This is a genomic window from Enterococcus rotai (assembly GCF_001465345.1).
GTDB lineage: Bacteria > Bacillota > Bacilli > Lactobacillales > Enterococcaceae > Enterococcus_L > Enterococcus_L rotai.
On sequence record NZ_CP013655.1, the window covers coordinates 861,326 to 875,294 of the forward strand.

12 protein-coding genes and 1 other annotated feature (1 of these 13 only partly in view) are annotated in these 13,969 nt (G+C 36.0%); of the genes, 3 read left to right on the top strand and 9 right to left on the bottom strand.

The genetic code is table 11. The annotated features are described in order from the left end of the window. Window positions 1-21 (bottom strand) — a binding site (T-box leader) (it extends 215 nt beyond the left edge of the window). Between the two features lie 298 nt (window positions 22-319). Next, complete coding sequence (locus ATZ35_RS04115) at window positions 320-1,573, top strand: MucBP domain-containing protein (protein ID WP_208929619.1); 1,254 nt, start codon at window positions 320-322, stop codon at window positions 1,571-1,573. 78 nt (window positions 1,574-1,651) lie between these two features. On the opposite strand, the gene fitD is transcribed toward ATZ35_RS04115, so the two are convergent. From fitD to fitA, 4 genes are all read right to left on the bottom strand, one after another. After that, window positions 1,652-2,614, bottom strand: coding sequence for an iron chelate ABC transporter substrate-binding protein FitD (fitD, locus tag ATZ35_RS04120; RefSeq protein WP_208929620.1), 963 nt, complete (start codon window positions 2,612-2,614; stop codon window positions 1,652-1,654). Between the two features lie 315 nt (window positions 2,615-2,929). Next, the gene (gene fitC / locus ATZ35_RS04125) at window positions 2,930-3,688 is read right to left on the bottom strand and encodes an iron chelate ABC transporter ATP-binding protein FitD (RefSeq protein WP_208929621.1); all 759 of its coding nucleotides are present in this window, start codon (window positions 3,686-3,688) and stop codon (window positions 2,930-2,932) included. Beyond that, complete coding sequence (fitB, locus tag ATZ35_RS04130; protein ID WP_208929622.1) at window positions 3,685-4,653, bottom strand: iron chelate uptake ABC transporter family permease subunit FitB; 969 nt, start codon at window positions 4,651-4,653, stop codon at window positions 3,685-3,687. The genes fitC and fitB overlap by 4 nt, the downstream gene beginning before the upstream one ends. Further along, window positions 4,650-5,597: an iron chelate ABC transporter permease FitA gene (gene fitA, locus ATZ35_RS04135; RefSeq protein WP_208929623.1), complete on the bottom strand. Its 948-nt coding sequence runs from the start codon at window positions 5,595-5,597 to the stop codon at window positions 4,650-4,652. The genes fitB and fitA overlap by 4 nt, the downstream gene beginning before the upstream one ends. Window positions 5,598-5,845: 248 nt before the next feature. On the opposite strand from fitA, the gene ATZ35_RS04140 reads away from it, so the two are divergent. Both ATZ35_RS04140 and ATZ35_RS04145 read left to right on the top strand, forming a co-directional pair. Next, complete coding sequence (locus ATZ35_RS04140; RefSeq protein WP_208929624.1) at window positions 5,846-6,295, top strand: YueI family protein; 450 nt, start codon at window positions 5,846-5,848, stop codon at window positions 6,293-6,295. 15 nt (window positions 6,296-6,310) lie between these two features. After that, window positions 6,311-6,718 carry a hypothetical protein gene (locus ATZ35_RS04145; protein ID WP_208930422.1) on the top strand — a complete coding sequence of 136 codons (408 nt, stop codon included), beginning with the start codon at window positions 6,311-6,313 and terminating at the stop codon, window positions 6,716-6,718. A 65-nt stretch (window positions 6,719-6,783) separates the two neighbouring features. Here ATZ35_RS04145 and ATZ35_RS04150 read toward each other — a convergent pair whose 3' ends face one another. The 5 genes from ATZ35_RS04150 to gshAB all read right to left on the bottom strand — a co-directional run bounded on the left by ATZ35_RS04150 (window position 6,784) and on the right by gshAB (window position 13,782). Further along, window positions 6,784-8,790 (bottom strand): ABC transporter permease, encoded by a 2,007-nt coding sequence (locus ATZ35_RS04150; RefSeq protein ID WP_208929625.1) that lies wholly within the window; start codon window positions 8,788-8,790, stop codon window positions 6,784-6,786. Window positions 8,791-8,793: 3 nt separating this feature from the next. Beyond that, window positions 8,794-9,552, bottom strand: a complete 759-nt coding sequence (locus ATZ35_RS04155; protein WP_208929626.1) for an ABC transporter ATP-binding protein — start codon at window positions 9,550-9,552, stop codon at window positions 8,794-8,796. Between the two features lie 120 nt (window positions 9,553-9,672). Continuing rightward, window positions 9,673-10,665 carry a sensor histidine kinase gene (locus ATZ35_RS04160; protein ID WP_208929627.1) on the bottom strand — a complete coding sequence of 331 codons (993 nt, stop codon included), beginning with the start codon at window positions 10,663-10,665 and terminating at the stop codon, window positions 9,673-9,675. A gap of 5 nt (window positions 10,666-10,670) precedes the next feature. After that, window positions 10,671-11,348, bottom strand: coding sequence for a response regulator transcription factor (locus ATZ35_RS04165; RefSeq protein ID WP_208929628.1), 678 nt, complete (start codon window positions 11,346-11,348; stop codon window positions 10,671-10,673). 163 nt (window positions 11,349-11,511) lie between these two features. Continuing rightward, window positions 11,512-13,782 carry a bifunctional glutamate--cysteine ligase/glutathione synthetase gene (gshAB, locus tag ATZ35_RS04170; protein WP_208929629.1) on the bottom strand — a complete coding sequence of 757 codons (2,271 nt, stop codon included), beginning with the start codon at window positions 13,780-13,782 and terminating at the stop codon, window positions 11,512-11,514. Between the last annotated feature and the right edge of the window lie 187 nt (window positions 13,783-13,969).

Genomic DNA, 13,969 nt, shown 5'->3' on the forward strand with positions numbered 1-13,969 from the left:
TTTCCTCATCTTCACATTTAATTTTAATAGATAATGTATTACAAAGATTGTAGCATAGTAAAATAGTGAACGTCAATAAACTTCTAAACATTTTATTTCCCTTAACCGTTCTACATTTCCCATTATATCATGATCTGTAAACGTTATTTTAAATTAAGTAAGATAGTGAATTTTATTATACATTTTAAAAAACACGCTTTACTTCATTCTCTATTTCTTACAAAAAATATCGTTTTTTTGATAAATTCGTTTATCTTGTAAATGATATAATTTAAATAGTATTAAAATATTTTAATACTAAAAGGAGGAAGCGGTAAAAATGAAAACAAACAAAAAATTTGCTAGCCTAGCTTTGGTTACGCTACTAGCACCAACATTGTTGAATGCCCAACTTGCGTTCGCAGAAGATACACAATCTGCACCAGTTGAGCAACAAGAGGTTGTTCCTGAAGAGAAACAGCCTGAAGCTGAAAAAGAGGTTGACGTTGAAACACAGCCTGAAGCTGAAAAGGAAGTGCCTCAGGAAGAAACGAAACCTGAAAGCAAACCGGAACAAGAAACACCAAAAGAAGAAGCGAAACCTGAAGCTACACCAGAGGCTGAAAAAGAAGCTGAAAAAACAGAAACACCTAAAAAAGAAAAAGCTGATACAAACGTTACAGTGATCGTTAACATCGTTGATCAAGACGCTGGCCCGATTCATACACTTTCTTTTACAGGTGAAGCAGGTACAACTCAAAATGTGTCCCTAGATTTAACACCAGGAGCTTATACGTTTGTTTCTACTTCAAATGGAATGGCAATTCCTATTGCGGATGCTGCTGGCAATTTAGGTCTACAATTAACTTTCCCAGATACCAATCAGATTGTTTCTGTAACTGTTAAGAAACTTGCTGGTATCGTTGGTGGAAACGTTTATGTTGCTCATATTGATGATCGCGGTCTTGAGTTAACTCAGGCTATCACAATTCTAGGCGGTTTCATTGGTGAGTCTTACACAACTGAACCAAGAAATATCCCTGGTTATATCTTAGTAAATACACCAGCTAATAGTGTTGGCGAGTTTACAGACACTGAACAAGAAGTTATTTATCGCTATGATCGTGTTCAAACAACCGTTAGTGTCGTTTGTGTAGATGAGAATGGCGTACCACTAGGAAATGTTGTATCCGAAGTTGGTAAATTTGAAGATGCCTTCACTATTACAGCACCTGAAGTACCTGGTTATGAATATCTTGGTATTTCTCAAGCAGCCTATTCAGCAAACCCTTCTATGACCTTTGAAGGAACATATGGATTGGAAGATCAAAGCTTTGTTGCTACTTATAGAAAAATTGTAGATGTTCCTACGATTCCTACTGCACCGACAGCTCCAACACCAGGAATCCAAAAAACAACAATACCATCTCTATTACCAGCACCAATCAAAACAGATCTTGTAAAAAAAGAACATAAAACTTTACCTGAAACAGGCGAAACTGAAACAAGTTCTTTCGTTGCTTCACTTGGCTTGACTATCATTGCAGCAGTTTACTTCACTAAGAAAAAACGTGAAGATGAATTTAGTTTATAATCAACTTAAATAGTATATAAAAAGAGAGTATAACTCAGCCACGCTGACTTATACTCTCTTTTATCACTGATTCAAGTTTTACTTCAACGCTTTTTGCACATCTTCAATCATCAAATGAGTAGACTCTAAACCGCCACCACTCAAGTACCAAACATCAGGCTGTAAAGTAATCACTTTACCGTTTTTACCTGCATTTGTTTGCTTAACTAATTCGTTATTTTCAACATTATCATTCGTATCATCCCCGCCGATTGCCTTCGTACGATCAACTACAAATAAGATGTCTGGATTCTTTTCTAACACATATTCATATGAAACACTTTGACCATGCGTAGAAGCTTCGATAGCATCATCTGCTTGTTTGAACCCAAAGGTATCATGAACGATGCCAAAACGAGACCCTGTACCATATGCTGAAAGTTGGCCTTCATTTACCAAAACAACTAATGCTTTTTCATCGCTAGCTTGTGCTTTTTCTTTAACATCTGTAATTTCTTTTTCTAAATCTGCAATTTTTGTTTTTGCTTCATCTTTTTTGTCGAAGATTTCAGCTAAGGTTTCAATATTTTTCTTTGTAGAGTTCCATGTATCTTTGGCATCTACTGATAAATAAATTGTTGGTGCAATTTTACTTAGTTTATCTTGAAAATCTTGTTGACGTCCAGAAATAATGATCATGTCTGGTTTTAATTGATTGATTTTTTCTAGATCTGGTTCTTTGATCCCGCCTGCAGATTCTACTTTTTTATAATCAGCTAAATAGGCTGGTAGGTTCTTTGTTGGCGCACCGACAACTGTATCCCCGACACCTAAGGCATCCATCGTATCCAATGAGCCGTTATCAAAAACAACAACTTTTTTAGGATTTTTAGGAACTTCAACAGAACCATTTGAATCTTTTACTGTGATTGTTGTTGCTTCTTTACTAGAATCTTTTGATGCTGAGCCATTTGTCGTTTTTTTATCATTATTTCCACATGCACCTAAAGTAAGTAAGGCAATCATTGAGATTGTTGCAACTGCTAAGAATTTCTTTTTCATTTCATTTCCCCCAATTTAATTAATGTTTTTTATACTGCTCAAAAGCTAAACGAGTGCGTTACGCTTTTCTTATGATCTAGCTTCACACATTAGCCTTATCGGCAGTAACAAATAATAATTCACAGAGAAAAACACTCTGTTAAAATTATTATTATTATACTGCTCAAAGGCTGAACCAATGTGTTACGCTTTTCTCGTGATCTAGCTTCACTTACTAGCTCTTCGGAAAAAAGATGAATACTGCTAGTGGCAAAAATCGCCACAATCATTATTCCCTATTTTTCTGTCAGAGCTAAACGAGTGCGTTACGCTTTTCTAATTAAAATACATACAGAATCTTTTTCCTTCAATTTCACAAATTCGGATGTTCATATCATAAAGTTTATTCAAAACTTCGGATTGAATAATGTCATCTGTGCTACCATGGGTAAATAGTCGACCGTCTTTCATTGCTACGATCTCATCAGCATAGCTCGCTGCAAAATTGATATCGTGAAGGACGATAATGACTGTTTTTCCAAATTCATCTACCAAGCGCCGTAACGTCTGCATCATTTGAACCGCAAAGTTCATATCCAAATTATTTAATGGCTCATCCAGTAAAATATAATCTGTATCCTGCGCCAAAACCATGGCAATATATACTCTTTGTAATTGGCCACCTGATAATGTATCGATCAATTCATCGGCAAGATTTAATAGCCCAAGGTTTTCCATTGCTTCTTCGACTTTTTCATGATCTTCTTTCTTTAAACGACCTTTACTATAAGGAAAACGGCCAAAATTGACTAACTCTCTAACTGTAATTTTTAGATTGATGCCGTTTGTTTGCTTTAAAATCGATAGTTTTTTAGATAATTCACTTTGTTTCCAAGTTTTCACTTCGTTGTGATCTAAATAAATTTCACCAGTATCTTTAGGGATCAAGCGACTCATCATTGAAAGCAGCGTACTTTTCCCTGCCCCATTCGGACCAATAAAAGCAGTCAATTTTTGCTCCGTAATGGGCAATTGAACTTCTGAAACAACAATCTTTTCACCATATCGTTTTGATACATTTTTGATTTCAATCATCTGCGCTGCTTCCTTTCACTAATGATTTTTCCAACAAAATAGACACCACCGCCAAATTCAATCACAATACTTAATGTTGTATTCAGCTGAAAAACTTGTTCTACAAGAAATTGACCAAATACAAGCAGTAGAATGGACAACAAACTTCCACCTAAAAATAACTCACGATGCTTATAAGTTCCCATCAATTGATAACTCATATTGGCGACAATGAACCCAAGAAACGTGACTGGCCCGACTAATGCTGTGGATAATCCAATCAAAGCACTGATTACCGTTAAGAGTACAAACTGAAATCTCGGAACATTAATTCCTAAACTCGTCGCTTGTTCGTTCCCTAGATGCAGAACATCTAGCGCATGACTTTTCAACCACAAAAAACCAACTAAAAACGTAATTAAAATCCCAGCTATCAACAAATGCTGACTATTCACATTTCCAAAACTAGCAAATAATTTTCCTTGCAACAGATCATACTCATTTGGATCCATTACAACTTGTAAGAAAGTACTAATACTATTGAAAAAAGTCCCTAAAATAATCCCGATCATCAATAATAGAAATAGATCATTCCCACCTTTTTTCAACAAAAAATGAGATAACATAATGCTAGCACTCACCATTAACAAAACATTCAATAAAAATGTGGCGATCGTTTCATTACCTAACAACTGCTGTCCACCTAAAAAGAAAAACAGTAAGGTCTGGATAAAAACATATAGTGAATCCAGTCCTAAAATATTTGGCGTTAAAAAGTGATTTTGTGTCATAGTCTGAAAACTGATCGTCGAAAATGTTGCTGCAATCCCGACAAAAACAAATGCTAATAATTTTTTTCCTCTAAGCTCTAAGGCAAAGGCCCAATTCCCATACGTTTTATACGACAGGTATAAAGCACAAACCGCAATCACGGCGATCAACAATAAAATAACTTTTACCGCTGATGACTGGAAGAATTTCTTCATGCTGTTTTCCTCCTCATCAGTAATGCGATAAAGATAAAGCTGCCTAGCACACCGACTACAACACTGACAGGCACTTCATAAGGCGCTATCACAACTCGAGCCAAAACATCACATGCCAGTAAAAAGATACTGCCTCCGACCGCCGTAATTGCCAATGTGTTCTTCATATGATCTCCATAACGCATCGATACCAAGTTGGGAACGATCACACCTAAAAAGGGGATATTTCCTACCATAATCAAAACCACAGCGCTAGATAGTGCTACGATGCCTAAGCCAAATAATTGGATACGCTGATAATTCAATCCCAAATTGGTTGCCATATCTTCCCCCATACCGACTACTGTGAATCGATAAGCAAAAAGATAGGTGATAATCAATAAAGGAATCGTTAGATAAAGCAGTTCATAATTGCCTTTCATCACTGTGGAAAAATTTCCCTGCAGCCAAGAAGACATATTTTGAACTAACTGAAATTGATACGCAAAAAAAGTTGCCACTGATCCAATGATATTACCAAACATCACACCAATCAACGGAATCATCACTTGATTTTTTGCAGGTAGAAACCGTGTTAAATAAATAAAAATCAACGTTCCAACAAAAGCAAACAAGAATGCGATGAATGAGCGAAATAATAACGGTGCACTAGGGAAAAAGATCATCACAACCAAAATACCTAATCGCGCACTATCCATCGTACCTGCTGTGCTAGGTGAAACAAATTTATTCTGTGTTAAATGTTGCATGATCAATCCAGAAATACTAATAGTACTTCCAGCGATCACTAAACTGATCGTTCGAGGTATCCTTGTTGTTAACAATACTAATTGTTGCTGTGAATCCCATTGAAACAATTGTGTTAGAGAAATATCTTTCACTCCAACAAAAATCGATGCTACAATCAAAAGGAGTAAGAGAACAAATAGGCCTATTTTTTTCATATACTTGCTCCATTTTTCTACTTGCTAGAATAAAATTCTCAAACACTAAAAGAGCTTGTTCGGCCTTTCTAATTGAGAATGATTTTCATTCTTACTTATTAGTCTATGCGAAATTCGTGATAAAAGCAATACTTTTTTAGCTTTTATCCCTTCTCAATTAGAGCCGAGTTTCAACTTCTCCAAACGTTTCAGACTTGATCTATGCTATAATTTGAAGTAAGACTATATGGAAGCAGGTTAGATAATTAATGGCACAAGATGACTTACAGAAACATTTAGACAATGCAATGTATGGCACCCCGTTGCTGAAACCCGATGAACAGCGCAAGTATATGGGCACTTTCCGTGAAAGATGTTATCTCACGATGACAATTGAGCAGATGAAAAAGACAGAAGACAAAGCGAATTTTTTGAAAGAACTAGCACAACACCCCGACGCTACCGTTCTTTTAAATGGTGCAATGGCTATCGATTTACAGTCTGCTTATATTAAATTGATCAATGAGCGACAAACAAAATTTACAGTCGTCAATGATTTTGTTGAAAATACACCTGATGCTTTGGGGTTAGTTTTAACGGCAACTAAAGCTGTAAATGAAGAAATAATCGATATTGAGCAAAAATATCCTAAACAAACCTCTGAACTGTCCAAAACAGAACAACCTAAAAAAGGGTTCTGGCATAAATTATTTCATTAAATAGGAGGAACTATGATGGTAAACCCAGATTTATTGAAACAAGATTTAGCTGACGCATTAAATGCTCATATTAAATTGTTGCGTGAAGTAGAACAAATCGAAGTGGATCATATGGATGCCTTTACGTTTATGATGCGTAGCTTTGGTTTTATGTTGGACCGATCGCCTAAAGTGTTGCTAGGACAGGATAATGAAGCGTTGAATTATATGATGTTTCAGTATTATAGTTTGTTGACAGAACTTAAGTATAATTTGATTTTGAATTATCCATATGCTCGGTTGCAAGGGAAGACGATGAAAGAGGTCGTTGAAGTGTTTCCGACAACGTATGAATGCGAGATGAAGCAATGGTGGGAAGAGAAGACTGGATTGGCTATTGAGGAGACGAAGCAGACCATTTTGATTAAGGAATTGGACTATTAGAGTTATTTCATCAGACAAAATAAAAAGAGAGATTCGTCCTTTTTCAGGCGAAATCTCTCTTTTTATTATCTTTCGACTAACTGATAATACACTTTTGACGTACGCCAATAAATGACAAAATAGGCCAAAGAAAAAATCAGCACACATATAATCGTTGTTACAATCAATAAGTAAGAATTGTTCAGTTCAAACAATGTCATTAATTTTCTTATGATCGGAAAAGCAAAACTTAAATGGATCACTGCAACAATGATCGGTAAAAAGAATACTAGCAAAATTTGTTGCTGAATCGTTTTTTTCACTTCTTTATGACTTAGGCCAACTTTTTGCATGATGATAAACCGTTCTCGATCGTCACTACCTTCTGAAACTTGTTTGTAGTAAATGATCAAGGTTGTGGCCATTAAAAAGCTGATTCCAAAGATAATCCCTAAGAAGAAAAAGCCGCCATATAATAACCGCATTTCTTCCCGATCTTTATCGATCGAAGTTACTGTCAACGAACGCTCTAATTCTTCATTCCCGCTCACGGCTGCGATCGCTTGAAATCTTTCCTGCAGCGCCTCTGCAATTTCCATTCTTTTAGTCATAGAGCCTGCTAATTTAAAGCTGACAATTGAAACAGGGGTTGGCGTAAACGGAAAGACTGATTCTTTGAAGTTCTCAGCTATTCCTTCGAAAAATGTTGTACTCGCTACTTTATCAGGAATCACCAGAATCAAAGAGCCTAAAACTGCATCTTCTTCTTTCGGTGCAAATATAAACTGTTTAAGTGTATCTTTCACTTCAAATACTTGATTGCTAATAGTGATTCTTTTTTCCTTATACTCACCAGAAACAGGGTAAACATAAACCTCATTATTTGCTAAAGTCAGCTTTTCCCTTTCAATACGATTATACTCACTTAAAGATATGAAGCGAATTCCAACAATATTGCTATAATTTGAAAAGGCTTCTTTTAATTGGGTAAACGAATCGTCATTTTCTTTCAACGTGATCAGAGGACTTGAAAGCTTAGCATACTTGACTTCTTCAATTGCTGACCCTTGATTTTTTACTACATCGTTTATCGTTTGTTTCGTTTCGTCCATTGGCAAAGCAACCTCTACAGAATTTTCAAATGGATTTCTACTTTGAATGATTTTTTCCTGTCCGATATACAAACAAACAGTGGATGAGATTGTTACTAATGCCATCGTACATAAAATGGAAATCGTTGCGAGTCCAGCCCCATTTTGTTTCATCCGAAAAATCATGCTGGAAATCGAGATGAAATTATTCGGTCGATAGTAGAATTGTTTATTTTTTTTCAACAGTTTCAACAGCGTGACGCTTCCTGCGATAAAAATACTATATGTCCCGATAATCACCAAAATGACGGCAATAAAAAATTGAGTCAAGGCCTTTACTGGTGAATCGATTGTTAATGAAATACCATACCCAGCACTTAGACAAACAATTCCTATTAGAGTAAACAACCATTTTGACTTAGGTTCTTTTTCTCCCGAACTCGCTTGTCCCAATAGCTCGATTGGTTTCGTCTTCCTGACTTCCCAAGTATCATATAAAAATGTGCCCATAAAAATCCCTAAAAATAGTAATGAAACCTGTCCTAACGATGCTACAGAAAATTCATAGACAAAACCATCTCCAAAACCTGTCAAACGCTTCAAAACGAGAAACATTAGTTTAGATAATACTGCACCTGAAAGTAATCCGACAGTTAACGTAATGAATAATGTCATCAGATTTTCAATCAACATCATCACAGTTAAGTTTTTCTTATCCATCCCTAAAATATTGTATAGCCCTAGTTCCTTTTTACGTCGCTTCATCAAAAAGCTGTGGGTATAAAACGTAAAAATAATGGTAAAAATCATAATGATCTTACCACCTAAACCAAACATCACTTTAAGTGAGGAAGCTCCTTTTAGCGTATCTAGACCTTGATTATTACTCATGATCTGCATGACCATGTTCAAAATCACTGTAAAGATCGTTGCTAAACAAAAGGGAACATACACTGCGTGATTTTTCTTGATGTTACTGTAAGCCAAACGTAGATATAACATACTTTAGACCCCTTTCGTCAACAAGGTCGTCATTGTTTTTGAAATATCACTCAACAATTCATCGTGTGTTTTTTGACCTTTATACAGTTGATGAAAAACTTGTCCATCTTTAATGAATAAAATCCGATTCGCATGACTAGCTGCAATCGCACTATGAGTAACCATTATGATCGTTTGGTTTTGTTGGTTGACTTCTTGAAATAATTGCAGTAAATTTTCAGAACTTCTTGAATCTAAAGCCCCCGTCGGTTCATCCGCCAAAACTAATTGCGGTCTTGTGATGAGTGCTCGCGCAGCAGCTACTCGTTGTTTTTGTCCGCCTGAAATCTCATATGGATATTTTTCCAGCAATTGGTCGATCCCTAATGTTTTAGCTAATGGTATTATTCGCTTAGTCATTTCAGCTATGTCGATTTTAGATAACACTAATGGTAAAAATATATTGTCTTTAACGGAAAAATTATCCAATAAATTAAAATCCTGGAATACAAAACCCAAGTTCTCACGGCGAAATGCAGCTAATTTCCCTTCTGGTATCTCTGTAATATTTTTTCCATTTAGTAACACGGTTCCATTCGTCGGCATATCCAAGGTTGCTAAAATATTCAATAATGTACTTTTACCCGAACCAGATTCTCCCATAATTGCGATATATTCCCCTTCTTCCACTTGAAAAGAAACATCTTTTAAGGCTGTTACTTGATTTCCACTAAACCTTGTTTGGTAAATTTTTTGAATATGATTGACTTCTAACATCGCCATTACATTCGCTCCCGTCTATAAAAATCTATAAACTCACTATAAAGAAAAAAGCAGCCAAAGAACACTTACACTTCGCCTGCCATCCTTACAATGAGGTAAGGATCAAATATAAACTATCAACTATTCGAGTTCAAAAACGATTTGAGTGAGTTTTAGTTTGACCTTCGTGCCACTCCCTACTTCTGAGGTAAGATCGATTTGATGGCCTAATTTAGTCAAAATTTCTTTGCACATAAATAATCCTAAACCAGATGCTTTTTGATACGTTCTTCCATTAAAGCCTGTATAGCCGCGTTCAAATACTCTACTCGCATCTTCTGGCAAAATACCTATACCAGAATCTTCAATGACCAATTCAAGTTGGTTTATGCTATCCAGATACACCTTAATCCCTCCTTGATTTGTATATTTGATCGCATTAAACATCACTTGTTCCAAGACAAACTGCAACCATTTTTTATCACTGATAATTTTTGTATTTGTCGGTATCAATGAAAACGAAAGATTTTTATGAATAAAAAAGACCGCATATTTTTTTACAGTCTCTTTAATAAGCGGATCCAAATCGATTTCTTCAAAAACAAAATCAGTTTCTGTATGGTTCATTCGTAAATACTGCAGCATCATGTTCAAATACTGATCCACTTTAAATAATTCTTGCTTCAAAATATCTTGGTCTAATTCATTTTCTTGCATTTTTAAATTTAATACAGCAATTGGCGTTTTGATTTGATGACTCCACATACTGTAATAATCCATCAATTGCTGATTAGCTGCCTCAAGGTTGCCAATTTCTGCTCGATACTCTTTTTCTAGCCCAGTCAGAAGTTGTTCATATTCTGTTTCCACTAAAGAACGACTATTCTTTTTCTGGGAAGGATATAATCTGGGTGCTTGAATCCCTTCTTGCAACTGTCGGTGTTTTCTGAAATATAAACTAAATTGAATACTCATTACGCCAACAATCAACAATCCTGAAAAAAGGATCGCGTCTGAATAAACAATAAACGGAATCTCATAGAGAAAAAAGGTCATAGCAAACAATCCGACGATTCCGACATAGGTTATGATCGCAAAACGCTTATCTAGTAAATAACGAAAAAATACCTTCATCCACCCTACACTCCTTTTCCTAAACGATACCCCTTACCTTTTTCTGTATAGATTTGTTTATCTAGTCCAATCTCAGCTACTTTTTTTCGCAGGCGAGTCATATTGACTGACAACGTATTTGCATCGATAAATTCTTCGCTTTCCCATAGTTTTTCCATGATTTTTTCTTTTGGAATCAATTTTTCTGGTTGTTGAAAAAGCATCCCTAAGATCTTTGATTCATTGATAGTTAATGCCACAGCTTGTTCTTTCAAAACCACTTCAAATGCTTCTAAATCCAGCGTAAATCCTTGATAGTTTAACCTATGATTCGTCGGTAACATTTCACTTCGGCGTAAGATCGCTTGAATTTTTGCAACTAGGATTTGTAAATCGAAGGGTTTGGCAATAAAATCATCTGCCCCCATATTCATCGCCATTAAAATATTCATATTATCATTCGCTGAGGACAAGAAAACAATCGGTACATCTGACTGTTTTCTTAGCTCACTACACCAATGAAACCCATTATATAAAGGCAAAGAAATATCCATCAGAACTAAATCTGGTTGATACTGTAAAATAGCTTCTACTACATTTTGGAAATCAGTGGCTGCTTGAACATCAAAGGACCATTTTTTCAGAAACGTAGCAACGGTTTGCGTAATTTGTCTATCATCTTCTACTATGTAAATTTTTTTCATTTTATCCTCCAGTTTTTCAGCTTTAAACCTCTTCCTTTTATTGTGGGAATCAATCACCGATTTGTCAATTTATTTTTTCAATAAAAAATAAAGGTGTCAGACAAAATAATGAGCCCTCCTAAGTTAGTGTATGCTAACTTTAGGGGGCTCATCATTTTTCATATTAGCTAAAGACTTCTGGATAAAGCATTTCGAGTACATCCATCGTTAAATGGCGTCCTTTACCTGAATGTGGATACGCATGCATATGCATTGCCGGATTAAAATTAGCTTCTATAATCCCATAGGTTCGGCTATTTTTAGTTCCTGTGATCGATTTGTCTGGAACAATCAAATCGATTCCGCAAATTTTTGCGCCTAATGTTTTCACGGCGTCGACCGCAATCTGTTTGTAACTTTCGTCAAAATCATCTGTCACATCGATCGAATCACCGCCTGTGCTGACGTTAGAATTTTCTCTTAGGTAAACGATTTGATCTTTTTCTGGAACTGAGGTCGTTAATAGGTTTTGCTCTTTTAACATCAAGCGTTCTACATCCCCTAATTGAATCAACTCTAATGGTGAACGATGATGGGTTCCTCTCAATGGATCAAGATTTTTTTCCGCCACCAATGCTTCAACGGAACGAACTCCGTCGCCTACAACATTAGCAGGTACACGCAACATGATCGCTCGCACTTGGTCATCTAAAACAAAGAAACGATACTCTGTTCCCGGCAAGAACTCTTCGATCAAAACAGCAGAATCCTCTTTGAATGCTAACTTCAACGCTTCTGTAAAGTCAGCTAGAGATGCTCCTTCTTTAAAAATCGTGATCCCTAGACCATAATTCGTTGTTTTGGGTTTAATCACAAAGGCTTTTTCTGAATATTTGATATAGGCTTGTTCAGCTCTCTCGATCGTATCAAACTCATCTCCAGCTGGCACTGTGAAACCAGCTTCGGCTAAGACTTTTTTAGTCACCGTTTTATTCTCCATGATCAATGGTACAATGTAGCTATCTTTACTGGTCATATTCGCATTTTTAACATATTCGATATGATCTTTGTGTTTAAGTTTTAAAAATTGTTCCTGTTCATCTAATAGTTCAACTTCCACACCTTTTTGAATAATATCAAATAAAAATAGTTGAGTGGATAGCTCCATATTTCTAAAACCGGCCAGTTGATAAGGACGTTCAAAAGCCATACCTTGGTATTCTTTCCCAAAAACAATCCCCAATTCATGATTAGAATTACTTTCAATGATCGTCCACATTTTTCCAGCAATCGTTAAATCAGGCGTTCTTAGCTGTGCTCGATGAATCTCTAATGATTTCTTCGTTCTAAACAGTCCTAACGCTTCGATCATTTCATCCATTTCAGCAAAAATACGGTCACCTTCTGCCAAAAGTTTTACTTGAGCGAATGGATGCCCCAATGCCACTTGTTCATTCAAGAAATCCCCTGTAGCTACCCAATCATTCGGCGCTTCTTTTTCATCAGTCCATAATAAATACAGCATAAATAAGTGAATGAATTCGAGTGTTTCTTCGTCTACACCTAATGGAGCAAATGGATTTAAATCGAGATTCCTTAATTCGATATAGCGAATCCCTGTTTTCGGTAAATCAGCCATCTGTTTACCACCACGTAATCTGACAGCAGAATAAAATTCTTTTTCTTCAGATAAAATGCCATTTTCAACCATTCGGTGAATATCGTTGATGTATTGTTGCAATGATTCATACGATACTTTGACATCTTCATTATTTTTATAGCCAAACGAACTATTGCGTAAGCTTCTTACAGGCCCTTTTGGACGCTCTTCTCGTTCTGTAAAATAGCCTGCTTCACTAACTGGCGAAGCACCAAATAGGTACGTGATCAGCCAGCGGTAACGTAAATAATTACGTGAAACTTTCATATAAAGAATATTTTTAAATTCTTCGATCGTTTCGTATTCTGATTGCTCTGAAAAAAGCAGTTGAACTAATTCGATATCATATTCAAAATTAAAATGGATACCACTAACCATTTGCTTGCGTTTGCCGTATTCTCTTGCTAAATAACGACGATAAAGAATCCCTTCAAACTGATCCAGTTTGGCAATCTTTATATCTTCATCTTTTAGCGGTAATTTTGGCGGCATACTTAGCGGCCAAAGCATTTCATGTTTATTCATCGAACGTAATGCTACATCATGAATTGCAGCTAGATAACGCAACATTTCATGAATAGAATTTGCCACAGGTGTAATCAATTCCATCTGTGACTCACTAAAATCTGTTTGAATATATGGATGGTAGGAACGATTCCCTAACACTTCTGGATGATCCGTCGTTGCTAATTGACCATCAAACGTTGTGCGCTGGCTTTCTTTTTCTAAGCCAAATCGTGCGGCCATTACATATGGACGAACACTTTTTTGTTGTAACAACTCTTTAAATTTCATACTGTCGCCTTTCTTCCCCGTTATTATTCCATTACTCACCATTATATAGAAAAAGGGCAGCAAAAAGAATATTTTAGCTTAAATTTTGTCAAAAAGGAACTAAACTTCCTTAATTGGGTAAAAATATCTCGACCTGTCCATACTCCATTATTCCCTCATATCCTTTTCAGCCATACAACTTCATTGT